The sequence below is a fragment of the Mucilaginibacter sp. 320_HR genome (genome assembly GCF_059691875.1).
In genome coordinates this window covers 461,777-487,428 of record NZ_JCAWAI010000001.1, presented here as the reverse complement: position 1 = coordinate 487,428, position 25,652 = coordinate 461,777, and the positions used below count along the sequence as shown (strand labels likewise).

The following is a 25,652-nucleotide window of genomic DNA, read 5'->3' as shown; positions in this document are numbered from 1 at the left end:
TTAAACTATAACGCGCTGCCTTGAACCACGCCGCGCTGCAGTATGCGTTGGTCTATAAAGTACTGTATCTCGCTTTTTTTAAGCCCCCAGTTTGGAGCAATGAGCAATTCACGATCGCTGAGGCCAAAAAGGCGTTGAATGATAATGTCCGGACGTACCAGCGGCAGCAGTTCGCAAAGAAAATCAGCGTACTCTTCCAGGCTGAACAGCTTAAAAGGTTCGCGTTTATATTTTACGCCCATCACACTGCCTTCTACAATGTGCAGGTGGTGGAACTTAACAAATTTTATCTGCTTAAAACGGTTTATCTCGTCGGCATAGGCCAGCATCATTTCGCGCGACTCGCCCGGTAAGCCAAAAATGGTGTGAACGCAAACATCCAGTTTGCTGTTCTCTACAAGTGCCAGGGCTTTTACCAGTTCGTCGTGCGTGCAGCCACGGTTTATCATGGCAAGTGTATCGTTATAAATGCTCTCCATACCCATTTCAAGGTCCACGTCGAACCTATCGGTATAGCTCTCGAGCAAGGCTATTTTTTCAGCATCTATACAATCCGGACGGGTGCCAACACTCAGGCCTACTATGTCTTCAGTGCCATAACTAAGCGCTTCGTCGTATAGCATTTTGAGATAATGTGCCGGCGCGTAGGTGTTCGTATTCGGCTGGAAATAGATAATAAACTTATCTGCTTTGTTCCCCCTGCGGGCACGTTCCATACCCTCAATCACTTGCTGGCGAACAGTGGGCGCGTTGCGGCTAACCGACGGCGTAAACGAATCTACATTGCAGTATGTACAGCCGCCATAGCCCTTGCTGCCATCGCGGTTGGGGCAGGTAAAACCGCCATCCACAATAACCTTAAATACCCTGTGCCCCGGGTACTTCTCCTTAAGCCAGGGGCCGTAGTTGTTGTAACCTTTCTCCCAGGTTGACGCTATGGTGTCGTTCTGCTGCATTAATGCAAAGATACGGTTTTTGATTGGCCGGGTACCTATTAGAGTGTTGACCGCGTGTAAATTGCTATCTGTATGTTAGAGTGTAACACAAAACTAATTTACGCTCCTGTAAATTGTTATGCTGATCGCTGAATTAAGTCCCATAGATTTCCATACAAATCTTGGAAAACCGCGACTGTTCCGTAGCTTTCAACTACTGGTTCCCGCACAAAGGTGATGTTATTGGCCAGCATGTTGTTATAATCACGATCAAAGTCATCTGTTTCCAGAAACATGAACACCCTTCCACCGCTTTGATTACCAACAGCGGCCAATTGCTGATCATTAGTCGCTTTCGCCAGCAGCAGGCAACAGCCTGCACTACCTTTCGGCTGAACAAGCACCCATCGCTTAAAACTGTTAAGCTGCGTATCCTCCACTAAGGTAAAGTTCAGTTTGTTCACATAGAAGCTTATTGCCTCGTCGTAGTCTCTAACTATAAGAGAAATATGGATAATGGATTGCTTCATGTTATATTAAGCTAGATTAGGAAATATTTTCTTGATATACACATCCAAGCTTTCATATTACCGCAGTTGTAAAAATTTGCTTGTTAATGCAGTAATCGATGCGGTAATTTTTCACCTTTACAGAAAGAAGCATTTCGTGAAACTCACCATACTCATCTCGCGCCTGCTACTGGGCTTTTTGTACCTCGTGTTCGGGTTGGATTATTTTCTGCACTTCATCCCGTACCAACCTCCTTTGCACCCGGGCAATGCAGGTATATTTAAAGCAGGGTTAATGGCAGCCGGTTACTTTTACCCCATGCAGAAAACTATTCAGGTGCTTGGCGGCCTAAGCCTGCTCATCAACCGGTACGCGCCGATAGCTGCTGTGGTGCTTTTCCCAATAAGCCTTAACGTACTGCTGTTCCATACCCTGCTTGCACCTGAAGGCTGGCTGATGGGCGTTTTCCTGATAGTACCCAATCTGCTTTTAGGCATGGGCTGGTGGAAATACTATAAGAGCATGTTTGTGGTTAAAGCAGAGTAACAGCAGCCACAACTCGTAAATTATAAGCCTTTCACCACGAACAATAACTATGCATGCATAGTTTATTTATTTAGATTTGCACCCCTAACCAATAGCCCTGCATGGAAAGTATTCTACCATATAACCCCACGCATAAAATACGTTTTGTTACCGCCGCCGCATTGTTCGACGGGCATGATGCTACCATTAACATTATGCGCCGCATACTGCAAAGCACCGGTGCTGAGGTGATACACCTTGGGCATAACCGCAGCGTGGAAGAGGTGGTTACCTGCGCCATGCAGGAAGATGTACAAGGCATTGCGCTTACCAGTTACCAGGGCGGCCATTTAGAATACTTTAAATACATGCGCGACCTGCTGAACGAGCGTGGGGCAGCACACATAAAAATTTTTGGCGGTGGTGGTGGTGTGTTCCTGCCTGACGAGATACAGGAACTGCACAGTTATGGCATTACCCGTATTTATACGCCGGATGACGGCCGCCACATGGGCCTGCAGGGTATGATTAACCACATGATGCAGGAATGTGATTACCTCACTCCAACCCTTTCAGATCAGGAGCAAGTGAATGATGTTGTTGCTATCGCGCGCAGCATAACTGCAGCGGAACTGGGCAATACACAACCAGCCACTACTCACAGTACTACACTCAGTCCGCCCGTGTTGGGCATTACCGGCACAGGCGGTTCGGGAAAGTCATCGCTGGTAGATGAGTTTGTGCGCAGGTACCTGATGCAAACTGATAAAACACTTGCTATTATTTCTGTAGACCCCAGTAAACGCAAGACCGGCGGAGCCCTCCTAGGCGACCGCATCAGGATGAACGCCATTAATAGCTCAAGGGTATACATGCGTTCGCTGGCTACCAGGCAGGCAAACCTGGCGTTGAGCAAGCATGTACAAGAAGCGATAGACATATGCAAACAGGCAGGTTACGATATGGTGATCGTGGAGACCTCGGGCATTGGGCAGTCGGACACGATGATCACTGATTACTGCGATGTTTCGCTTTACGTGATGACGCCTGAGTTCGGCGCGGCTACCCAGTTGGAAAAAATAGACATGCTGGACTTTGCCGACTTGGTGGCACTTAACAAGTTTGATAAGCGTGGCGCATTAGACGCGCTTAGAGACGTTCGCAAGCAGTACAAACGCAACCACCAGCTGTTTGATGCCAGAGACGAAGACTTGCCTGTATACGGCACCATGGCTTCGCAATTTAATGATCCGGGCATGAACACCCTCTTTGCCGCCATCATGCGGAAGGTACAGGAGAAAACCGGCGTTAGTTTAACCAAAGAGAATTCTACAATATCAGCCGGTGAAGGGGACTCTGAAAAGATATACATCATTCCGCCTGACCGGGTACGTTACCTGGCCGAGATAGCGGAAAGCAACGCTGCATATACAGAGTGGGTGAACGAGCAATGCCGTATAGCCCAGCAAATGTTCCAGGTAAAAGGCACCCTGGAGATATTAGAAAAGCATACGCCAGACTTTTCTAAGGAAGGAAATCCCACTGGAGTATCTCTACAAGATGCTTACACCCACCTGGACAGCCATCTGCATCCGGATTGTAAACGTTTGTTAAAGGAGTGGCCTGATAAAGTTGCCCGCTACAAAGGCGATGAATTTGTATATAAAGTGCGCGACAAGGAGTTCAGGCAGTCGCTGAAGTATACTTCACTAGCAGGATTACAGATACCCAAGATTGCCCTGCCCAGGTACGAGGCATGGGGCGATGTGCTGCGCTGGCTGCTTACCGAAAACGTGCCCGGCGAGTTCCCGTTTGCGGCAGGCGTTTTCCCGCTTAAGCAGGAGGGTGAAGACCCTACGCGAATGTTTGCCGGCGAAGGCGGGCCTGAGCGGACCAACAAACGATTCCACTATGTATCTATGGGCCAGCCGGCGCAGCGCTTGTCTACCGCGTTTGACTCGGTAACCCTTTACGGCGAGGACCCGCACATCCGGCCTGATATATATGGCAAAATCGGCAATTCGGGTGTGAGTATTGCCACGTTGGACGATGCTAAGAAACTTTATTCCGGGTTTGATCTTTGTAATCCCTCCACATCGGTAAGCATGACCATAAACGGGCCTGCACCTATGCTGCTGGGCTTTTTCATGAACGCCGCTATTGACCAGCAGTGCGAGCTGTACATCCGCAAGAACAAACTGGAGCATTTGGTTGAGGCTAAATTAAAAGAACAGTACGATGATAAGGGCAAGCGACGGCCTGCTTACGCCAACTTTGAAGAAACCTTCGTTAAAACTGCCGGTTCAGCAGGAGGATTACAAGGTGCCAACAATGGCCTTGGCTTAATGCTGCTTGGCATTACCGGCGACCAGGTGCTGCCTGCCGAATTATATGAAAAAATTAAGGGATCCGCTATCTCAAAAGTACGGGGTACCGTGCAGGCAGATATCCTTAAAGAAGACCAGGCACAAAACACCTGCATATTCTCGACAGAATTTGCCTTACGGATGATGGGCGATATGCAGCAATACTTCATCCGCAATAAAATACGCAACTTCTATTCGGTGTCTATCTCCGGGTACCACATTGCCGAAGCAGGGGCCAACCCCATAACACAACTGGCATTCACTTTAAGCAATGGCTTTACTTATGTGGAGTACTACTTAAGCCGAGGTATGCGCATAGATGATTTCGCGCCAAACCTATCGTTCTTCTTCAGCAATGGTATCGACCCGGAGTATTCAGTGATCGGCCGGGTGGCACGTCGCATTTGGGCTAAAGCGATTAAAAACAAATACAAAGGGAACGAGCGCTCTCAAAAGCTCAAGTACCATATTCAAACCAGCGGACGCTCGCTGCACGCGCAAGAGATTGACTTTAACGACATCCGCACCACCTTGCAAGCGCTCTATGCTATTTACGATAATTGCAACTCGCTGCATACCAATGCTTATGATGAGGCGATTACCACTCCTACCAAAGAGTCGGTACGAAGGGCAATGGCCATACAGCTCATCATCAATAGGGAATTGGGCCTTGCTAAAAATGAAAACCCCATCCAGGGATCGTTCATCATAGAGGAACTAACCGATCTGGTAGAGCAGGCTGTACTTACAGAATTTAAAGCCATTAACGACCGTGGCGGCGTGCTTGGTGCTATGGAGACCATGTACCAGCGCAGCAAAATACAGGAGGAATCGCTCTATTACGAAACCCTTAAGCATACAGGCGAGTACCCTATAGTGGGCGTAAATACATTTCTAAATCAAAAAGGCTCACCTACTATCATCCCTGCCGAAGTGATCCGCGCTACCGAAGAAGAAAAGCAGGCGCAGATTAAAAACCTGGAAGCTTTTCAGCAGCGGAATGCAGCCAAAGCGGGCGAATTGCTAAAGCGTTTACAGCAAATAGCGATTGCAGGCGAAAACATATTTGCCGAACTGATGGAAGTATGCAAGTATTGTAGCCTTGGCCAAATAAGCCAGGCCTTGTATGAGGTAGGCGGGCAGTACCGGAGGAATATGTAGCTTTTTTAAAAAGCTCAACATCTGGATTAACGCTTCATCCTTATCTTCGCCACATGGCAAACACCATCGAAGATAAAACCTTTACCAGCCTGGCCTTAGCAGACCTTAAAGCGACGGGCACTTACGAGAACTGCACTTTTAAAGCCTGCTTATGGCCAAAAGCTTACCTGAACGGTTTCATCTTCATCGATTGCGTGTTTGAAGATTGCGACCTGACACAAGCTGATCTTGGGAATTCAGGCCTGCAGAACGCGGTATTTAAAAACTGCAGGTTAAATGAGGTAAGTTTTAGTAAAAGCCTGGATTTCCTGTTTGCTGTTAATTTTGAAGGATGTGTGCTGGATCATGCTGTTTTTCACCGAAAGAAGAATAAAAAAGCCAGCTTTACGGACTGCTCACTGCGTGAAGCCGACTTTTCGGATACTGACCTTACAGACGCTAAGTTTATCAACTGCGACCTTCATCGCGCAGCGTTCAGCCAAACCATCCTCAGGAACGCCGACCTGCGTACGTCCTACAACTTCACCATCGACCCGGATGATAACGCAATTAAGAACGCGCGCTTTTCTGTCCACGGGCTGCCCGGGCTGTTAGAAAAATACGGTTTGCGGATAACCGGCTGATGTTTTAATTGGTTACCGGCAACCGTCTGCTTCATTAATGCGTAATTAAGGCATTGTAGCTGTGTAAATTATTGGTGACCAACACCTGGCAATCACAAACAATTTAAGCTGTTACCGTATTATAGTTTCTAACGCAGGTTATACTGCCATTAATCCAGTTTATGCCATTTATTGCATCCGTATCGGGTATTGCCCTCCCTTATAAAGTACCACAGGCTGAAGTTAAAGCGCAGGCACGGGCTTTGTTCGCGCCAAATTTTCCGCAGGTAGACAGGCTGATGCCGGCCTTCGACAATACGGAGATTGTCACCCGTAACTTCTGCAAGCCCATAAGCTACTACGCAGAACCGAACACCTTTGAGCAGCGTAATGACGACTATATCAGCAATGCTTTGGAGTACAGTATTAAGGCAATTGAGGAATGCGTTGCAAAAGCGGGCATTAACAAAGAGGAAATTACCGACCTGGTTTTTGTTTCGACCACCGGCTTAGCGACCCCAAGTATAGATGCACTCATTATCAATAAAATGAGGCTGGATCCGCACATCAACCGTATACCGGTTTGGGGCCTCGGTTGTGGCGGTGGGGTAAGCGGCATGGCCAAAGCCAATACACTGGCTAAAGCCAATCCGGATGCGATAGTGCTGCTGGTAGCGGTGGAGCTGTGTTCGCTCACGCTGATCAAGAATGACTACAGCAAGAGCAACTTTATCGGTAGCAGCTTATTTAGCGATGGGGTTGCAGCTGTTATTCTTAAAGGCGACAATCACACCAACAATACAGGCGTAAAACCCGTAGCGTCCAGCAGTAAGCTGTATTACGACTCACTTGAAGTAATGGGCTGGGACTTTAAAGACACCGGCTTTAAGGTACTTTTCAGTAAAGATATTCCTACATTTATTCACCAGAACATTCGGGGAGATATAGACGCGTTCTTAACCAAACAAAACCTGGAGCTAAAGGATATTAAGAACTTTATTTTTCACCCCGGCGGTAAAAAGGTACTTGACGCTTATGAGGACACTTTGCAGGCAGAAGGCGACTTTTTGAAGAACACCCGCCAGGTGATGAACGAAAACGGCAATATGAGCAGCGTTACTGTTTTGTACGTGCTGGATAAATTTATAACAGATGGTTTTGAGGATGGTTATGGCCTGATGCTGGCTATGGGGCCCGGCTTTAGCAGCGAAATGGTATTACTGGAAATGAAGAACAATTAGATATGGCTTTTATCATCTTTATTGTTTTTGTAATAGCCCAGCGCCTGCTGGAACTGGTCGTTGCGAAACGTAACGAAGCCTGGGCTCGCGGCCAGGGCGCAGTGGAATACGGGCAAGGCCATTACCCTTTTATTGTTGCGCTGCATACGTGCTTTATTATCTCCATGATTGTGGAATACTTTAGCTGGGGCGGTACTTTCAGCATCGTCTTCATTGTCTTATTCCTGCTCCTTATCTCGCTAAAAGTTTGGGCTTTATCCTCACTTGGCAAATACTGGAACACCAAAATCCTTCGTATACCCAATTCAGTATTCATCCGTAAAGGACCGTATAAGTACTTTAAGCACCCCAATTACTTTATTGTTATCTGCGAGATCATCGTTATTCCAATGGTTTTCGGCCTATATCTCACCGCTATAATCTTCACCCTCCTGAACGCTGTTATGCTTACAGTGCGGATAAGGGAAGAAGAGCGGGTTTGGGCAGAGTAGTCTGAATCAGAATTTACAGAATTTTAGAATTACAGAATGCCTTTCTTATTTACTGGTAGAGATGCCCTTGATGGGTTATAGCAGTAATTTCGGATAACTTGCTGATGATAATATGCATATTCGGCTTTTTACCTATCTTACCTTATCTATCTATGAAAAAACTAGTTGCCTGTATTATTGCTTTATTTATTTGCAATGCAGTGTTCGCACAGGCCGATAGTACTGTCTATGACAAATTCAACACATTTAATAACCAGGTACTAAAAGGCAAGGTGACCAAAGCAGAAGCTCAAAAAAGGTTTGCTGAGTTTAAAGCTTTCCTAGCAAAGCAAACGGCTCTTAACAATGTCACAACAAATAATAACACATGGACGTTTCCGCTTGAAGGCTACAGCTACAAGTCAATAGGCGGCATAAACGGCAACGGCTACTCCGACAAAGGCTTCAGGTACCTTGATGGCAATAAGCATGGCGCCCATCCTGCCCACGATATTTTTATCAGCGATAAAAATCAGGACTGTATGGACGACCGCACGCTTAAACCGGTAAACGTATTATCAATTAAAGCGGGAATTGTTGTTGCATGTACCAACCAGTGGGATGCACAGGGCAATATGCGCGGTGGCCGGTACATTTGGATATACCATCCTGGAGGTTTCTTTACCTACTATGCCCACAACCGCCAAATATTTGTTAAACCCGGTGATAATGTTCAACAGGGGCAGAAAATAGCAGAGGTGGGTCGCACAGGTTTTAACGCTTACAAAAAACGCTCGCCTACGCACCTGCATTTTTCGGCCTTTAAATTGGTCGATGATATACCCGAGCCCTTTAATCCTTATGCTCAACTTAAAAAAGCTACAACTAAATGAGATACCTGTTTATAACACTCCTGCTGCTGATTAATGCAACTTTCAAACCTGCTGATACAGTAAGCACGCGTTTTAACGCACCTGCAGGTTACCACAGGGTTGCAGCTCCTGCGGGTAGTTTTGGCGCTTACCTGCAATCGTTACCGCTGAAACCTGCGGGTACCCAAACTAAAACCTACAAGGGTGCAGTAGCACGTACCGACGCTTACACCGCGGCGGTTGTAGACTTAAGCATTGGCAACCAGGACCTGCAGCAATGCGCAGACGCTGTAATGCGCCTGCGTGCTGAATACCTGTACAAACAGGCTGACTATAAGGCCATCGCCTTTAATTTTACCAGCGGCTTTAGATGCGATTTTGTACATTATGCTGATGGTTACCGGTACAGCAGCGAGCGTTGGGTAAAAAAAGCAAACAAGGATTACAGTCACGCCAGCTTTATGCGGTATATGACACTGGTATTTAGCTACGCCGGCACTATATCCCTGGAGAAGGAACTAAAACCGGTTCAGAATACTGCAGCGTTGCAGCCCGGTGATATCTTCATCCGCGGCGGCTCGCCCGGGCACTGCTTTATTGTGGTTGATGTTGCAGAGAATGCATCGCATCAAAAGAGGTTTTTACTGGCACAAAGTTTTATGCCCGCACAAAACATACAAGTATTGCAAAATGGTTCGCCATGGTTCAGTTTATCAGAAACGGCAGATGTGCCTTATGGTGAGCTGATAGCGGCGAAATATCTACGCAGGTTTTAGCGTATTGCGGTAAGCGGAAAAGTAAATTAAAACAAAGAGAAGTTTTAAGAGGGAAAATAGGCATGGCTATTGCCATAGGCTATACACTTAATAATTTACTATGAAAGATCTGCTGTCAAACGCGCTCCATATATTCATCATTCTTATGATCGCCTGCTTCGTAGTCGGTGCCATATTAGCCATCACCGGCACGTTCGATCATTGGAGTTCGCGCTACGTACTGAAACGCCGCCGCCAGCGCCTTATGCGCAATCGCCGGGCCGAACTGAGGAACACCAAACAGCAAGTACCAAATACTACTCCGCATTATGAGTCACGTCCCAACCGTGAAAGTGCCAACTACAATGAAAGACGTGCTTAGCTACTGTTCATAGGTACAACTTTGCCTTCAAATGAAGGGCCTATGCTAAAAACGTGCAAATTTCAGCTTATTTCTTTTTCAACAGCTTTGTTGTGGTTTTTTGCTGCCCAGAAATGTGGTTTTTGCAGGTTTTTGTCTGCCATTATACAACCAGGCTTAACTTACAAGCAACATACCGAAAAGGGCAATATTAAGTGTCTGAAAACACTTAGTGGCTGTTAGAGTTTACATGTAAATTTGTTTACCGCTGTTACAAATTAAACCTTGAGAGCGTAAACTCATCTACAAAGTAATTAAAGACACTCACATGAAAAAGTTAATTGTACTAGCCGCGCTCATCGCATCAACCGCAACAACATTTGCCCAAACGGTAGATCTGCGCCGTAAAATAGAAGTTACCGGCATAGCCGAGCAGGAGGTTACTCCAGACATCATTAATGTTTCCATCTCACTTAAAGAGTACCTGGATGGCAAGAAGAAAGTAACCATATCACAACTTGAAAATCAGCTGGAAAAAGCAGTTGCTGAAGCTGGTATAGCAAAAGAAGATTTCACCATAAACAGCTTATCTTCATGGAATTACACTACTGAAAAAAAGAAGAATCCCGACTTTTTATCCAGCAAAACTTATGGCATTAAGTTCCGCGACCTGAACAAATTCGACCAGATTTTAAGCAAGGTTGATGCAAAGGGCATCCAGTATACCAATATTGACAGTTACGATTATTCTAAAATCAACGCAGTAAAAAATGACCTGAAACTCAAAGCATTGCTTGCGGCACGTGATAAAGCTGCATTCCTGGTAAACGGCTTAGGCGATAAACTTGGCAGTGCACTGAACATTGTAGAGAACGATAACAGCAGTTTTCCTAGTCCGCGCAACGTGATGTACATGGCCAAAGCATCAATGGCCGATGCAGCAGCACCTCAATCAGACGTAGACTTTAAAAAAATAAAACTTAGCTTTCAGATAAACGCTGTGTTCGAAATCAAGTAACAACACCTAAATAAAATAAAAAGCAGGGCTATTAGTCCTGCTTTTTATTTTTAAAAACAAGATTTAAATACATGGGTTAATATTATGAACTTTAAATTAATACCATGAAGACTCTGAAAGCACTTGCAATATCTACCCTAATAGCTTTAACCTTTGCTGCCTGTGACCCTAAAAGGAATAATGCAACGCTTGGCAGCGGTAACGATTCTTTAAATTCAGGCCCCAAACCCGATACCAGTCATGCAGCACAAGACTCCAGCCGTAAAGACTCAACCAGTAAAGGCAATGTAAACCCAACCGGTCACGCTACACCTCAGCATTAGACACGTGGTGCCGGCTAATCAGCTATATTACTAACTGAAAATCAGGCTTGACATTGTAAAAAGTACCTTTTACCTTTACAATACCTTAATTGATTTGAGCATGATCCGTACGCGTTCTAAAAGAGTGCTATTGGTTGCACCAAAAGCATTTCCCGAAAAGCAATTATCCGGTTACAATACCGTGCGGCAGGTCTCTGCTCCCGGTACAATCTTCCCTTCTATTTACGAATTTAAGCCCGACGTAATCCTTTTTGATCATGATCATATGGGCGCTAACCTGGAGAATGTGCTGCGGCGACTTAGCTCAAATCCGTTTTACCGTAACATAAAAATCTGCTGCTACAAAAGTCACGAGCACACCCAAATAGATGGTTTGTTAAAGGTACTTGGCGTTAACCATTTCTTTTATAAAAAAGATGTTGAACGGGTATCGAAAAGCAAGGCTGCACTGGATGCTATAAATAACATATTGGACGCTTCTATTGTGAACTGGGTTGCCGGTATAGCATAGTTAATGCTGCGTTCCTTTCCCCCACATAATCTTTACAAAGCGCTAACACATTTATCATAAAATGCTGTTAAACTTGCACGCTGTTAATCAATTGCGCAGTGTTTCGCAAAAGATCAATTTCAGCTTAAATCGTATCAGCACAAATGAAGATCGGAATTGTATGTTACCCCACATTTGGCGGTAGCGGGGTAGTAGCCACGGAGTTAGGTAAGGCCCTTGCCGACAGGGGTCACCAGGTTCATTTTGTCACTTATAATCAGCCTGCGCGTCTCGATCTCTTTTCAGAGAACCTGTTCTACCACGAAGTTGCCGTAAGTAATTATCCGCTGTTTGACTTTCCGCCTTATGAGCTTGCATTAGCCAGCCGACTGGTTGATGTAGTACGCTTTGAACAACTGGATGTACTACATGTACATTATGCCATCCCACACGCGTCTGCAGCGTTTATGGCCAAGCAGATCCTACTTACCTATGGTATCACTATTCCCGTAATAACAACGCTGCACGGCACGGATATCACCCTTGTAGGGCAAGATCGCACATACAAACCTGTTGTAACATTCTCTATTAATAAATCTGACGGTGTAACTGCGGTTTCCGCGCATCTACGAGACGATACTTACAAGTATTTCGATATAGAAAAGGACATTAAAGTGATCCCTAACTTCATCGACATGAATAGATTTAGTCTTAAGCCCAAGGATCACTTTAAGAAAGCCATTGCACCAAACGGAGAACGTGTGCTGGTGCATACTTCTAACTTCCGTAAGGTAAAACGCACCGAGGATGTAGTGAAGATATTTGCCGAGGTGGTAAAAACCATTCCTTCTAAGCTATTGATGGTTGGTGATGGCGGCGAACGCTCGTTATGCGAACAGCTTAGCCGCGATCTAGGCATTAATGAGCACGTAAGGTTTTTGGGTAAACAGGACGCTATCGAAGAGATACTATCTGTTGCTGACCTCTTCCTGATGCCATCTAAATCGGAAAGTTTTGGTTTAGCAGCACTTGAAGCTATGGCTTGCAAAGTGCCGGTAATAAGCACGAATACGGGCGGTCTTCCAGAATTGAACGTAGATGGCGTTACCGGTTTCCTGAAAGATATTGGTGACGTACAGGGAATGGCTGAAAAGGCGATTTACATTTTAGAGAACGATGCCCGTTTAGCACAATTCAAAGAAAATGCGCTGGCCCGTGCAAAAACGTTTGAATTAAGCAATATAATGCCGATTTATGAGAGCTACTACGAGGAGATTATCGCGCTTAGCAAACAGCAGGCGTAAATAGTTTGCAACCTTTTGGCATGAAGTATGTTAATAGCAGAACAAAAACATACAACAATCATGAAAAAGATATTATCCTCGTCCCTTGCCATTTTAGCTATAGCTTTGGTATTTACTGCATGTTCCAGCACCAAGAGTACTACTGCCGATGGTTCAACATCTGCCAGTGTATCCCGTGGTAAATTTGTTGGCACATGGACGTTGACGAATGTAAGTTATGATGGCTTAGTTCCAAACGCTGTACAAAACGTGTTTGATCAGGCAGCACCAGCAGCATTCATTGGCAGTACCTGGAAACTTACTAATAGCGGCAACGGATTATATACCCTAACTAATGGGCAGTCACAAACTATCTTCTGGTCTGTTTACAACGGTGGCAGCACCGGCACACAGTTTCAATTTAAGAAGCTTTATGAAGGTGATAAAGCTAAGAACGTAGCTGAAGGATACCGTTTAAATATCTCTTCTGTAAGCGATACCGGCATGACCTTAACTTCACCAGTTGCGGTGGGCAGCGGTACCGGCTACGTTGTTTACACCTTTACAAAGCAATAAAATACTTTAAGAACTTGCGTTCACAAGAAAGCCCTTATCAGTTTTGATAAGGGCTTTCTTGTTTTTACAGAATTGTAACGGTTACTGCGCAGGAGCAAACTTAAGGCAAACGGGACTGCCAATATCCAATCTGGATACAGCCTGCATCAGCTTGCCCGTGTTCTTGTCTATCCTGTAAACAAATACATTGTCGCTGTTTTGATGAGCGACCAGCAGGAAGCTGCCGGTTGGGTCAATAACAAAATTCCGCGGGCCTTTACCGCCACTTGGCTTACGGTCAATAAACGTAAGTTCTCCATTCTCCTGGTTAATGGAGAAAACGGTAATATCATTTGCATCACCACGGTTTGAAGCGTATAGAAAACGCCCATCCGGAGAAACGTGGATATCTGCCGCACCTGTAGAACCGGTAAACCCGTCAGGTAAAAGCGTTACAGTTTGTTTTTGAGTAAGCTTACCATTATCATAGTCAAAAACAGTTACAGCGCTGCCCATTTCCTGTATCAGGTAAAGATGCTTTTTGTCTGCAGAAAAATCGATATGCCTTGGGCCGCCACCAGGTGCTATGCTGTAAAATGCCGGTTTTGCGGGAGTAAGCGGATTATCTTTCTTTGCTTTGTACTTCGTAACATTAATTTTGTCGGTGCCAAGGTCTGTGTAAAAAACATACTTTTCGTCTGGGGATAAAACGGCGGTGTGTACATGCGCTTTTTCCTGGCGGGCGGCATTGGGGCCATGTCCCGGGTCGCGGATGGTTTGTACAGCCGGGGCAATCGAACCATCTGCATTTAGCGGCAGTACTGCAATGTTACCACCGCTGTAGTTAGCCACGAACAAACTCTTTTTAGCTTTATCGATAGATACATAACATGGCGCACCGCCTAAAGTAGATACTTTATTAATAAACTTCAACGCTCCCGTTTTTGGTTCGAATGAAAAAGCACTCACCTCTCCCTCATCGTTTTCATTCACGGCGTATACAAATTTGTTGTTGCTGGATATGCACAGGTACGAGGGGTTGCTTACGCCATCAATCTGGCTTAGGTATGCAACACGGCCCGTCTCGGCATAAAAGCGATAAACAGCTATGCCTTTGCTGCTGCCTTTTGTGTAAGCTCCAACTACAAGATCAAAAGTTTTGGGCATTGTTTTTTGTGCTAATACAATAACAGGCGATAGTAGTGCTACTATCAATAATAATCTCTTCATTATTCTTTCCGGGTTTATTGATTGCAAGTTAACAAAATCAATAAAAAAGCGGCAATTAATTGAATAACGCCGCTTTCTTAGAATGGTTTAACTTATATAAGACAGCTATTAGCCCGATTACTCAGGCGGCTCATCGCCTACCAGTGCCTGCTTGGATATGGTTACGTTACCAGTACGTTTTAATACACCCCAACTGCTAAGTTCGCCTTTGAGCGCCTTGCGGATAGATTTAAACAGGATGTAGTACATAAGCTGCCTCCACAAGAAACGCTGCGGTATAATGTAAATCAGCTTTTTATAGCTCTCTTTTTCCATTTTGAAGGCAACAACGGCTACCAGCATATCTACCAATACAAACACCAGGTAATAAGTAAGTATCTTCCACGGTTTATCACCCAGTAGTCCAAATATCATCATCAGGTCGGCCAGTGGCGAGAACAGCGGAAGAATGATCTGGAAGATGAGAATGTTTGGCATGCCTACCATCCCAAAAAAGTTATACTTTTTGTTGAACAGCGCATCCTTGTTCTTCCAAAAACTTTGCATTACGCCAAAGCTCCAACGGAAGCGTTGTTTTAGCAGCATATGTATCGTTTCCGGAGCTTCGGTATAGGCCACTGCCTCTGCACTGTTTCTTACAATATAGCCTTGTTTAAGAATACGCATAGTTAAATCGCAATCCTCCGCCAAAGTATCATAGGTAAAACCACCAGCCCTGAAGATGGCAGATTTACGAAACGCCCCTATTGCACCCGGCACAACCGTAATGCTATTAATTAAGTCAAACGCGCGACGATCCATGTTCTGCGCGGTAATATACTCTATAGACTGCCAGCGGGTAATAATGTTTGTTTCATTAGCCACTTTTACCGTACCAGCAACGGCACCTATTTCCTCATCGGTAAAATAGATCATCAGTTGGTAAATGGCATCACTTCGCAGTTGAGTATCGGCATCAATACAAACCACAAAATCACTCTGGGCATGTGATATGCCAAAGTTAAGCGCCGATGCTTTTCCGCCGTTTGGTTTGGTAAGTACTTTTACTAAAGGGTGATCGGCATACGCATCTTTTACTACCTGGTAAGTACTGTCCTTGGAGCCGTCGTCTACAAATATGATCTCAAAATTAGGGTACTCCAGCTTAAGAAGGCTCTCAATGGTAGCAGTAGCGGTAACCTCCTCGTTGTAAGCAGGGACGATAATACTTACGGGTGGCAGTTTTCCGGGTTCCGGCGTTTGCTTTTTATCTTCAAAAAACTGCCTTACCGCAAGTATCCCAATAAGAACTATTCGACCGATAGCAAGGAATATTGCAGATAGGAACAGGTAGAAAATAAACTTGTTACCCAGGAAAAACCCAACAATTACTACGTCATAAAATCTGCCCCAAAAAGTTTTATCATCAGATGTTGGTGGCGGCATCAGATCATCCTTCGTCTTGTCCAACACATCTGCAATGGTCGTAAATTGGTAACCATGACTTTTGAAGTAGTGGATGATCTCCGGCAGCGCTTTTACCGTCTCCTCACGGGTATCGCCACCTGCATCATGCAGCAATATCATCGATCCATTATCCCTCTGCCTTATAGTACGCGCAACAATACTATCTGCAGTAACGCCGGGCTGCCAATCCCACGGATCTATGGACTCGCCAATGGTAATATAGCTTTGCTTGCGGCTTTCAGCTACGGGTATTACCTCTGCTAGTGTTTGCGGCTCGGCATCTGCGTTAAATGGCGGACGAAATAGTATGGTACTGCGCCCGGTAACAGACTCGATCAGTTTGCGGGTGGCATTCAACTCCAGGATCACCCTATCCAGGCTGATTGTAGATATATCCGGGTGGAAGAAGGTGTGGTTACCTATTTCGTACCCTTCGTCATAGATTCGTTTAAGGAGCGGTATATTTTTCTCGGCCATTGAGCCCACCACGAAAAACGACGCTGGCACCTTTTCCTTTTTAAGGATGTCCAATATACGCGGTGTAAATTCCGGGTCGGGGCCGTCATCAAAAGTCAGTACAACTTTCCCTCTTTTTTGCCCGTACCGGCGTATAACATACTTAGTAGGGAGCTTAATATAATCCTGACCGGTAATTACAAAATTGTTGGGATCCATCTTCACGCGTATCTCTCCCGCACGCGGCACTGTTATTAAGTCGAGCACCTCTCCGCCTTCCCCTGCATAATCTATCTTATCATTTAAGCCAACGGTTGTCAGGTGCCGTATGTCTACCCCGGTCTTTTTCAACGAGTCAATAGAAAGGTTCTTTTGGAAGAACGTCCATAAGCGTGGGTCTTCGGCACCAAGCCTCCAAAGCGCTACACCGCCGGTGGCCCAATCATCCGCCATGCGGATGATGTTAAAGTTTGTTGCCGCGTCGGCAAAATAAATAGTATGGTCAAACCCATCGTTACCCAGGTAGCTAAAGTGCAGGTTGGCCGATACCGGATCAAACACGACGGTTTTTTTCTTCTCGTGCGCTGTACTAATTGCTTGTTGATAGCCTGCTGATACGCCAATGCTGTTTTCAGGCCAGTCATAACCACCTCCGGCAAAAGTTAGTATTACTTTTTCACTAGGTATTTGATTACAAACTTCGTCGAGTATTTCTTCCACCCAATGCTGGTTGCTCACCTCCCCGGCGTTACTACCATCATAATGCTGGTCTATTGCCATCACAAACAGGTAATCGTTTACGTGCTGCAAGCGTTTAAGATCATATGCTTCATCTTCCGGCACGACATTTTGTGTAACAAGCAGGCCATTAGCGTGCATAGTGGCATATAACTCCTTTTGGAAAGCTATATAGTTCTTTCCATTACGATCTTTTACATCGTCAAGGTCTACGTTTATCCCGTTAAACTTGTAGTGCTTAAGTTTACTTACCAGGCTATCTATAAAAGCAGTCCGCAACGGTTTACTGCCAAAAATATGCTCTACTTCATCTACGTCGTAACCACCCTTAACGTTATCATAATTGGATAACGTAACCAACACCTGCTTCTTCCAACGCTTATTAAGGTTGATAAGGCCGGTATCCAGCTGAGTTTTTAAAGTATCAGCATGCTGACTAAAGCCGAAGCCCTCCGTAACTACCATGTCCAGATGTTTGAGGTATTGCTGCAGCGAATTATAAGCCTGCGGCTCCCAAGGCCGGTAAAAAGCTACGTTTAGGCGATTTGCATTATTTGGGTGCTTAAGCTGATGGTGCCGGCGTGCACGCGCCAGTTCTTCTATAACAGCTTTCTCGACTTTAAAATCTTTATAGCGCTTAGATTTTTTTAGTGCATCGAGGTCCTCTTTAGAAATTTTTTTGGGGGCAGGGTCGAGATTGGGGAGCAGCGGATACTCGGTAGAAGTAATAGTTATGGCCGCAGCTATGCCACCAACAATAATTACAACAATAAAGAACCGGCTGATCCATTTAAAGCGGTTCCACCTGCCGGGATGATCAGCCTGAAAGACCTGTTTATTGGACATGAAAACTTCTTATAACGATAGGGTACTGCAAAGACAAAAACAATGCACTAATATATTATTGCTTGTGCGGCTGAACGTTTGAAAAATCGACGCCACATTTACAGTTGCTGCCACAGCTTTTTTTGGTAAACAGCTGCTTGTAAACCATACGGCCAACGTAAAATACAGCTGCTGCAAATAATACTACTATAATGATGGCCTGTATATTCATCGGTACAAAATTAATACTTTTATATATACGCAACTAGCGTTAAAAAAGTATACTATTATTTATGCATGAATGCAGTTGTGCCGCCTACCCAATCAAAATCTTTGTTATAACGCACACCTATCATCTTGCCGCGGCTTAAACGCGCCAGGTTGATGGCGAGAGTAGGCTTTTCGTCATTATCAGGCCATAGGTAAAGCAGGCGAACTTCAACCTTAACTCCACCATCAGGCGACTCCACCACCGGCTCATAGCTAACCTTCTCCTGCAGTATCCAGTTTTCCGGGTCAGTGATCTTTTCGATGTCGCCATCCATAATGTCTATGATGACACCCTGCCCTGCAAAGCTGAACAGCGGTTTAAGCACGTAGTTCTGCAAATCTTCGGGCACTTCTTTTACCTCGTGCAGGAACTGTGTTTTTGGCACATATGCACCTTTTAAGAAGGGCATTGTAAATTTACTTATGCGGTAGAACCAGTTAGGATGGGTTATCCATTCAACATCAAGCGGCTGCCGGATATCCGGCGCTTTATTGAAAATTTTAGGATCGTTATCTATTTCGTCGAATATCAACCTATTGTAGATGCGGCGAATGCGTTTTTTCTCCTCACCCATCATATAAAAAAGCTGATGGCCTTCTTGTATCAGTTCTTCAAGCGATACCACTGGCGTACCCAGGTATTTCTGCGTGATATAAAAATCAACAGCAGTTTTTTGATTAGGGGCATTCACGTCCATTAGCACCACCTCGTCCGGGCTGTAAGGGCCCAGGATGGTCTCTTTTAACAGCTGCAGGTATGATGCCTTGTCTAACCCGTTGAAAAAGATAGTTTGATTACCATGAATGTTAAAGGTGTGCCTGTAGTTTTCTGCAAGGTGCACCTGGAAGCCATATAGTGATGGAAAGCCCTGCAATTCAATCAGCTTAGGAACAACATTCCCCGCTTCGTCTTTACAAATGCCAAAATCCAATGCTATAAAGTGCGGGTGCCCGGTCTCATTGGCCACCTTCCACTTCTCAGGAATAGCCCTTTCGGTAAGTTCTTTAAACCCCGGCTGCAATATGGTATCTATGATCTCCTCTCCTGCCTGGATCAGCTTATCACGAAAGTCATCAGTGAGAAACACCGGAGACTCGGCAATGCGAAACTCAATAGGTTTTTGCAAGACTGCATTAAGAGACAAAAGGAACTCAGCGTACTTATCTTCGGTAAAGTTCTCATTAAAAGCTTTTCTCAGCAATGGGTTCATAATGGTAGCTATTTATAAAATCCAATTAATGATGCTGAATAATAGTACAGCGCGGCTTTAAACTACTCTTTCTACTCCCAGTATCGCTTCATTCAAAAAGTTCGGAATGATTGTTTTTTGGGTAAGTGCAATTTTATCAGGGTCATCCAATCGCTCCAGCATCTCTTTATACTTGGCTTCGCAATGCTCGTTTATCACCTCGTCTTTTTTGTCTTCACGCAACAGCATGCTTTTGATGCCAACAGGATCTGCTTCCGGGTGAAACTGCGTGGCAAAAAACTCTGGCGTAAAGCGTATAGCCATCATAGCACGCGGAAGGTCTACATACGGGCGTTCTTTTTCCAGTGCCAACAGCTCCATACCCAAATCATCGAAACGTTTACGATCAGAGTTGATTACCTGCCAACTGCGCGAGTCTACCGTGTAGAACGGGTCTGGCAATCCTTCAAATACCTGCTCATGCTGTGCCCCGGGCGTAAAGTGTACAGGCAATATCCCGAAAGACGGCGACTTTCGCATGTTTATTTCGCCGAGCTTGTACTTACGGCACATCAGCTGGAAAGAGTGACAAACAAAGAAAACGTGCTTCTTATCCGTCCTGTTACCCAAGTTATGATCTTCAAGTTTATCAATTAAACGAAAGTACTTCTTCTCCCATTCGCTGCCTTCACTTTCCAAAGGGCTACCTGGCCCGCCACTGGAAATGTAAGCATCGAAGTTCACGCCCGGCACCTGTGCTTTGCGGCGTACATCAAATACTTCGTAGGTTAAATTAAGGCCATGCTCTGCCTTATAGCGCTCCAGTATATTACGGAAACCACGCATCCCCTCGTTTGCAATACCATCGTACAAGTCAAGTATCGCAACCCTTATTTCCGGTTTATCTGTGTTCATCTATCTATCTCAGTATTTTCCATCAGGCAAATGCCCAGGCTATACTCCTTTTAAAGTTTGCGATGTAATGTAATCCACTACATCTGCAAAGTTATTATTTTGATTGTAAACGGCCAGTTGCCTGTCGGCGCCTGTACCATGCTCTAAAATTTTGTGTATGTATTGCAGGTCTTCCCTACAACCCAGGTCATCAACTACATCGTCTATAAAATCCAGCAGTTCCAGTATCAGTGCACGGGTGTTTACTTCAAGCTCCTTGCCAAAGTCAATCATCTTGCCGTCTATACCATACCGGGCAGCACGCCACTTGTTCTCGTTAATTAGCGCACGGTTATAGGTAATAAACTTCATATTTTGCTGACGAAGCTTATACAGCTTGGCGCAAATTGCCTGGAACAACGCTACAAAAACCATCGTTTCGTCCACCAGCATAGGGCAGTCGCAAATGCGGAATTCAATAGTCTCAAAGAACGGATGCACGCGCAGGTCCCACCATATCTTTTTCGCATTATCTATACAATTGGTTTTTACCAGCAGCTTTATGTAGTTGTCGTAATCTTCAATACTGGCAAAGTAATCAGGTATGCCGGTGCGCGGAAACTTGTCAAAAACCTTTGTGCGGAATGATTTATAACCGGTGTTTCTGCCCTCCCAAAAAGGCGAGTTAGTTGACAGCGCATAGACATGCGGCAGGAAATACCTCGCCTGGTTGGCTATGTGTATAGCCATATCGCGCGACTGTATACCAACATGCACATGCAAGCCGAAGATGAGGTTCGATCGGGCGGCTTCCTGCAACTCATCTACTATTTCAAAATACCTTGGGTGATCTGTTATCAACTGATGCTGCCAGTGCGAGAAGGGGTGCGTACCAGCAGCACCTATACGCAACCCAATATCTCCTGCAAGCTGCGCCACAGTACCCCTAAGCTTTGTCACCTCTGCACGTGCTTCTGCTGTATTGCGGCAAATGTGGGTGCCCACCTCAACCACAGCCTGGTGCATTTCGGCTTTTACCTGGTCTTCATGTATCTTTTGCGCGCTGTCAACAATCTTTTGCTCGTGCGACTTTAACTCCCTTGTTACAGGGTCTATCACCATGAATTCTTCTTCAACACCTAGGGTGAACTCGTTCATAATTGGTTAGTGGTTAGGTTGCATTTATTTCTTTGCTGCAGGCTTTTTAGCTTTCGGCTCAGCGGCCGCTTTTGCTTTCTTAGGCCTTAACTTTGGTTCTTCTTCAATCGGGTGGTCTACTGTGCTTACTGTTACATCCTTTATTTTAGAAGCCTTTGATTTAGCAACAGCTACCAGCGGTTTACCCGCCGTGCCCGATCTTACAAATTCTCCCCACGTAAGGTTATCCTGGTTGTCTTTTTGTGTTTTTGCACGCTCAATGGCATAATCGGCAGCGGTTTCTACCACCCATTCAAAATTATCCTGACCAACGCTGGTTACTTCTGCATCCGGTGCAGGGTTACAAAAATCAATCGCGTACGGTATACCGTCACGTACGGCAAATTCTACCGTGTTAAAATCATATCCCAGATATTGGTTCAACTTTAGAACATAGTCGGTAATTGTATCCAGCATCTTTTTCTCGGCCGGTGCTTTGCCGTGTTCGTAACGCAGATGGTGCGGGTTACGCGGTTCGTACTGCATAATACGTACATGCTTACCACCTATGCAATAGCAGCGGAAATAGTCATCAAATATGATCTCCTCCTGCAGCAGCATTACCAACTGTTTGGTTTGGGCGAATTTTTCCCACAGATCTTCTTTATCGCTTATCTTGTATACGTCGCGCCAGCCTCCACCATCAAATGGTTTCATGTAAGCGGGAAATCCGACATAATCAAATATAGCATCCCAATCTAAAGGAAAAGCCAGGTTGCGAAAGGAGCGATCAGTAGTGCCATCGGGATGATCCTTTGAAGGCAACAGCACAGTTTTAGGTACAGGCACTCCCAACTTAACTGCAAGCGCGTTATTAAAAAACTTTTCATCGGCGCTCCACCAAAAAGGGTTGTTAATAACGGCAGTACCGCTTATTGCAGCGTTCTTTAACGACGCCCTGTAGAAAGGCACATCCTGCGAAATACGGTCCACAATAACCGAGTAGCCCAGTGGCTCACCCTGTATCATTTTGTCAATACGAACAAACTCTGCCGAGATATTTTTCTCCGCCTTCTCGTTGATTCTATCTACAAAAGCCTGTGGGAAAGAGTTCTCTTGCCCAAATAAGATGCCTATTTTTTTCATGGTGGTATATGTTTATCGAATTAGTCAATTGTCATATTCAAGAACGTCGGCAATCATAAATGTATTTCCTGCCCGACTTACCTTAATATCTCTATGATGAATGTATTTCTCTTCTGTGTCCGAATCTTCAATAACAACATTAAACAGAAAAGCGTTGCCGCTTTTACTCTTTAATGAACATCTGGTGATCCTTGGTTTTACCCAATCCGGCTGACCTATTATGATGCTGCCTGTATTGGCAAGCTTTGTATTGTATCTATTGCTCCACTTTTTTGAAAACTGCGCCTCCGAAAGGCCATCATACTCCCGGCTTATAGCGTCTGTTTTATATTCCAGGTACTGCTTCGTAAATATCTTGCGTTCATAGTGAGCACTTACATCTGCCTTAAAGTAACGGTTTATACTATTCACCAGCCAGGTTTGCGCCTTAGCCTCGTCAGCAACTTTGTATTGAGATGCAGCAATATCCGTCGACCTCATCCAGCGTATTTCTGGTTGCTGTAACAAGCAAAACGTATAGAAAAGCAGGTACTTCATTACTTTAAGGTTGATAAATAGTGCGGGAACATTTCCTTCCAGATTGGCCAGTCGTGCATAGCATACGGTCGGATGTCCAACCAATGATTAATGTTCTTTTCGCGCAGAATGTTTGACATATTGATGTTGTAATCTTTGCAGATGTCATAGTCTGACGTTCCGAGAATGATATTCATGCGCCACAACCACTCATTGTTGCTTCCGGGTACAAAATCCACCGGATTGTTATAGTACACGTTCTCGTCATGGTAGCCGTCCGTAAACATTTTAATGTCAAATGCCCCACCCATGGTGAACAGGTGCGCCACTTCTTCCGGATGCTTAAAGGCAAAGTTGGCCGCGTGATAACCGCCAAAGCTGCATCCTGCTACACCTATTCTGCCAACACCCGTTTCATGCTGTGCCCAGGGGATCAGCTCATCGGTAAGCATTTTATCATACCACGCGTAATTGCGGGCGCGGTCTGCCGGATGGATGCCTTTATCATACCAGCTGCGGTCATCAATGGTATCGGGGCAATATATTTTCACCAGCCCCTCGTTAATAAACCAGGCAACGCTGTCGATCAATCCCTGATCTTTATTCTGGTGAAAGCGACCCTTAGTGGTTGGAAAGAGTATTACGGGATAACCCCGGTCGCCAAATACCAGCATTTCCATGTCCAGATTCAAGTTAGGTGAATGCCAGCGGTGATATTGCTCTGTCAAAGTATTTCTATTAAGATGGTAAGATAGCAGGATAGTGAGTAAATGTCAATATCATGCCAAATAAATGTGTCTTCACATTTTAATGAAAAGTACGCTTACCTTTGTGCCCCTTAATTGTTAAACTATATGTACCTATACAGTACAACTACTAAAATGACTATTACCACACAGGAATTAATAATAAACTCTGACGTACTCGGGCGCGACGTTACCTGCACCCTGTTGCTGCCATCTGACGAGGGTGTAATGGAGCCTATGCACCTGTTATTATTAAACGACGGGCAGGAACTGGGAAACTTAAAACTTGTGGATACCATGGAAAACCTGTACGAGCGCAACTGTTTACGCCCGGTACTTGTGGTTGCTATACATGCAGGTGAAGATCGCCTGCAGGAATACGGCATAGCAGGTAAAGCGGATTATAAAAACCGCGGCGATAAGGCCAACCTGTACACTCAATTTATTGTTAACGAACTATTACCAGGGATATACCAGGAGACCGGCATAGAGCATTTTGAAAGCACCGCTTTTGCGGGATGCTCCCTCGGAGGGTTAACCGCGTTTGACGTTGCCTGGAATAACCCGGAACTTTTTGATAAAGTTGGTGCTTTTTCTGCGTCCTTCTGGTGGAGAAGTAAGGACCTGGCGAAAGGTTATACTGCTGACGACCGTTTGATGCACAGCGTTATTAAAGCTACCGAAGGCAAACCGGAATTAAAATTCTGGCTGCAGACCGGTACCAGGGACGAAACTGCCGACCGGAACAAAAATGGCATTATTGATTCGATAGATGATACTATCGATATTATTATAGAGTTGGAAAAGAAAGGCTACACCCGCCCTGCAGACATACAGTACCTGGAAGTAGTAGGCGGTAAACACGATACAGAAACCTGGGGCAAAGCAATGCCCAAGTTCCTGTGCTGGGCGTTTGGAAAATAGATAGACATAAACGGGAAATTATCTTTTCTGCTTTAAAATGTTTTATTTGTCTGTTCGTCTTTAAGCTTACATGTACAACCTAATTCTTCCTCTTCACTCGCTTATCCGTTGGCTGGTGCTGGCCATTTTGCTGTTTGCTATATGCCGTTCTTATCATGGATGGCTCGCTAAAAAGGCGTATACCGACTTTGATAACAAGGTAAGGCATATAACGGCTACTATTTCGCATATACAATTCCTATTAGGATTGTGGCTATATGTAGTAAGCCCAATTACCACGTATTTCGTTCACAACTTCGGCACGGCAGTTCGGATGCGCGATGTACGATTTTTCGGTATGGAGCATGTCACCATGATGTTTATTGCCATTGCAATTATTACTGTAGGTTCATCTAAAGCTAAACGTAAGGCTAACGATCTTGAAAAGTTTCGCACGCAGGCCATTTGGTTCAGCATCGGATTATTAGTAATCCTGAGCTCTATTCCCTGGGCTTTTTCACCATTGGTACACAGGCCATGGTTTAGGGGATTCTAACAGCAATGCCGCTTAAATGCACAAAAGCAGATATCACAGTACGTTAGCGGATACATTAAGTTGGAATTAACTCTCCATCAAACAATTGTAAAAACCAGTTGCCGTTTTTTTATCCCATTTAATAACCGTACC

The 25,652-nt window shown here is 45.0% G+C and carries 26 protein-coding genes; 15 read left to right on the top strand and 11 right to left on the bottom strand.

Translation table 11 applies throughout. The features are described from left to right. Positions 1 to 5: 5 nt before the first annotated feature. Together mnmL and AC59GT_RS02145 are read right to left on the bottom strand one after the other, a co-directional pair. Positions 6 to 956: a tRNA modification radical SAM protein MnmL/YtqA gene (gene mnmL, locus AC59GT_RS02150; protein WP_497236113.1), complete on the bottom strand. Its 951-nt coding sequence runs from the start codon at positions 954 to 956 to the stop codon at positions 6 to 8. A gap of 116 nt (positions 957 to 1,072) precedes the next feature. After that, positions 1,073 to 1,465: a VOC family protein gene (locus AC59GT_RS02145; protein ID WP_497236112.1), complete on the bottom strand. Its 393-nt coding sequence runs from the start codon at positions 1,463 to 1,465 to the stop codon at positions 1,073 to 1,075. Between the two features lie 136 nt (positions 1,466 to 1,601). On the opposite strand from AC59GT_RS02145, the gene AC59GT_RS02140 reads away from it, so the two are divergent. From AC59GT_RS02140 to AC59GT_RS02080, 13 genes are all read left to right on the top strand, one after another. Beyond that, positions 1,602 to 1,991, top strand: a complete 390-nt coding sequence (locus tag AC59GT_RS02140) for a DoxX family membrane protein (protein ID WP_497236111.1) — start codon at positions 1,602 to 1,604, stop codon at positions 1,989 to 1,991. A 101-nt stretch (positions 1,992 to 2,092) separates the two neighbouring features. Further along, positions 2,093 to 5,497 (top strand): methylmalonyl-CoA mutase family protein, encoded by a 3,405-nt coding sequence (locus AC59GT_RS02135; protein WP_497236110.1) that lies wholly within the window; start codon positions 2,093 to 2,095, stop codon positions 5,495 to 5,497. A gap of 53 nt (positions 5,498 to 5,550) precedes the next feature. Then, positions 5,551 to 6,120, top strand: a complete 570-nt coding sequence (locus AC59GT_RS02130) for a pentapeptide repeat-containing protein (RefSeq protein WP_497236109.1) — start codon at positions 5,551 to 5,553, stop codon at positions 6,118 to 6,120. Positions 6,121 to 6,281: 161 nt separating this feature from the next. Next, a complete protein-coding gene (locus AC59GT_RS02125; RefSeq protein WP_497236108.1) occupies positions 6,282 to 7,340 on the top strand; it encodes a type III polyketide synthase in 1,059 nt (352 codons plus the stop codon). A 2-nt stretch (positions 7,341 to 7,342) separates the two neighbouring features. Continuing rightward, the gene (locus AC59GT_RS02120; RefSeq protein ID WP_497236107.1) at positions 7,343 to 7,831 is read left to right on the top strand and encodes an isoprenylcysteine carboxyl methyltransferase family protein; all 489 of its coding nucleotides are present in this window, start codon (positions 7,343 to 7,345) and stop codon (positions 7,829 to 7,831) included. Positions 7,832 to 7,983: 152 nt separating this feature from the next. Continuing rightward, positions 7,984 to 8,703, top strand: coding sequence for a M23 family metallopeptidase (locus AC59GT_RS02115; protein ID WP_497236106.1), 720 nt, complete (start codon positions 7,984 to 7,986; stop codon positions 8,701 to 8,703). Continuing rightward, positions 8,700 to 9,458, top strand: a complete 759-nt coding sequence (locus AC59GT_RS02110) for a DUF4846 domain-containing protein (RefSeq protein ID WP_497236105.1) — start codon at positions 8,700 to 8,702, stop codon at positions 9,456 to 9,458. The genes AC59GT_RS02115 and AC59GT_RS02110 overlap by 4 nt, the downstream gene beginning before the upstream one ends. A 145-nt stretch (positions 9,459 to 9,603) precedes the next feature. Continuing rightward, complete coding sequence (locus AC59GT_RS02105; protein WP_497236104.1) at positions 9,604 to 9,819, top strand: hypothetical protein; 216 nt, start codon at positions 9,604 to 9,606, stop codon at positions 9,817 to 9,819. 307 nt (positions 9,820 to 10,126) lie between these two features. Continuing rightward, positions 10,127 to 10,816 (top strand): SIMPL domain-containing protein, encoded by a 690-nt coding sequence (locus tag AC59GT_RS02100; protein ID WP_497236103.1) that lies wholly within the window; start codon positions 10,127 to 10,129, stop codon positions 10,814 to 10,816. Positions 10,817 to 10,920: 104 nt separating this feature from the next. Next, positions 10,921 to 11,139, top strand: coding sequence for a hypothetical protein (locus AC59GT_RS02095; protein ID WP_497236102.1), 219 nt, complete (start codon positions 10,921 to 10,923; stop codon positions 11,137 to 11,139). A 100-nt stretch (positions 11,140 to 11,239) separates the two neighbouring features. Next, on the top strand, positions 11,240 to 11,650 hold the full coding sequence (locus tag AC59GT_RS02090; protein WP_497236101.1) for a hypothetical protein: 411 nt from the start codon (positions 11,240 to 11,242) through the stop codon (positions 11,648 to 11,650). A 143-nt stretch (positions 11,651 to 11,793) separates the two neighbouring features. Further along, positions 11,794 to 12,933, top strand: coding sequence for an N-acetyl-alpha-D-glucosaminyl L-malate synthase BshA (gene bshA / locus AC59GT_RS02085; protein ID WP_497236100.1), 1,140 nt, complete (start codon positions 11,794 to 11,796; stop codon positions 12,931 to 12,933). Between the two features lie 60 nt (positions 12,934 to 12,993). Further along, entirely contained in the window at positions 12,994 to 13,488 is a 495-nt protein-coding gene (locus AC59GT_RS02080; protein ID WP_117384689.1) for a hypothetical protein, read from the top strand. An 81-nt stretch (positions 13,489 to 13,569) separates the two neighbouring features. On the opposite strand, the gene AC59GT_RS02075 is transcribed toward AC59GT_RS02080, so the two are convergent. The 9 genes from AC59GT_RS02075 to AC59GT_RS02035 all read right to left on the bottom strand — a co-directional run bounded on the left by AC59GT_RS02075 (position 13,570) and on the right by AC59GT_RS02035 (position 24,043). After that, complete coding sequence (locus tag AC59GT_RS02075) at positions 13,570 to 14,697, bottom strand: lactonase family protein (RefSeq protein WP_497236099.1); 1,128 nt, start codon at positions 14,695 to 14,697, stop codon at positions 13,570 to 13,572. A gap of 117 nt (positions 14,698 to 14,814) precedes the next feature. Then, positions 14,815 to 18,183, bottom strand: a complete 3,369-nt coding sequence (locus AC59GT_RS02070; protein ID WP_497236098.1) for a trifunctional glycoside hydrolase family 18/polysaccharide deacetylase/glycosyltransferase family 2 protein — start codon at positions 18,181 to 18,183, stop codon at positions 14,815 to 14,817. Between the two features lie 55 nt (positions 18,184 to 18,238). Then, entirely contained in the window at positions 18,239 to 18,394 is a 156-nt protein-coding gene (locus AC59GT_RS02065; protein WP_117384539.1) for a FeoB-associated Cys-rich membrane protein, read from the bottom strand. A 55-nt stretch (positions 18,395 to 18,449) separates the two neighbouring features. Next, positions 18,450 to 19,643 carry a hypothetical protein gene (locus tag AC59GT_RS02060; RefSeq protein ID WP_497236097.1) on the bottom strand — a complete coding sequence of 398 codons (1,194 nt, stop codon included), beginning with the start codon at positions 19,641 to 19,643 and terminating at the stop codon, positions 18,450 to 18,452. Between the two features lie 57 nt (positions 19,644 to 19,700). Next, positions 19,701 to 20,537, bottom strand: a complete 837-nt coding sequence (locus AC59GT_RS02055; RefSeq protein WP_497236096.1) for a type 1 glutamine amidotransferase — start codon at positions 20,535 to 20,537, stop codon at positions 19,701 to 19,703. 39 nt (positions 20,538 to 20,576) lie between these two features. Continuing rightward, positions 20,577 to 21,674, bottom strand: a complete 1,098-nt coding sequence (locus AC59GT_RS02050) for a carboxylate-amine ligase (protein ID WP_497236095.1) — start codon at positions 21,672 to 21,674, stop codon at positions 20,577 to 20,579. Positions 21,675 to 21,698: 24 nt separating this feature from the next. Then, entirely contained in the window at positions 21,699 to 22,799 is a 1,101-nt protein-coding gene (locus AC59GT_RS02045; RefSeq protein ID WP_497236094.1) for an ATP-grasp domain-containing protein, read from the bottom strand. Between the two features lie 24 nt (positions 22,800 to 22,823). Beyond that, complete coding sequence (locus AC59GT_RS02040; RefSeq protein WP_497236093.1) at positions 22,824 to 23,336, bottom strand: hypothetical protein; 513 nt, start codon at positions 23,334 to 23,336, stop codon at positions 22,824 to 22,826. Continuing rightward, complete coding sequence (locus AC59GT_RS02035) at positions 23,336 to 24,043, bottom strand: esterase family protein (RefSeq protein ID WP_497236092.1); 708 nt, start codon at positions 24,041 to 24,043, stop codon at positions 23,336 to 23,338. Before AC59GT_RS02035 ends, AC59GT_RS02040 begins: the two co-directional genes overlap by 1 nt. Positions 24,044 to 24,196: 153 nt before the next feature. Here AC59GT_RS02035 and AC59GT_RS02030 point away from each other — a divergent pair, with 153 nt between their 5' ends. Together AC59GT_RS02030 and AC59GT_RS02025 are read left to right on the top strand one after the other, a co-directional pair. Then, a complete protein-coding gene (locus AC59GT_RS02030) occupies positions 24,197 to 24,985 on the top strand; it encodes an alpha/beta hydrolase (protein WP_497236091.1) in 789 nt (262 codons plus the stop codon). A 70-nt stretch (positions 24,986 to 25,055) separates the two neighbouring features. Beyond that, on the top strand, positions 25,056 to 25,520 hold the full coding sequence (locus tag AC59GT_RS02025; RefSeq protein WP_497236090.1) for a hypothetical protein: 465 nt from the start codon (positions 25,056 to 25,058) through the stop codon (positions 25,518 to 25,520). Positions 25,521 to 25,652 lie beyond the last annotated feature (132 nt).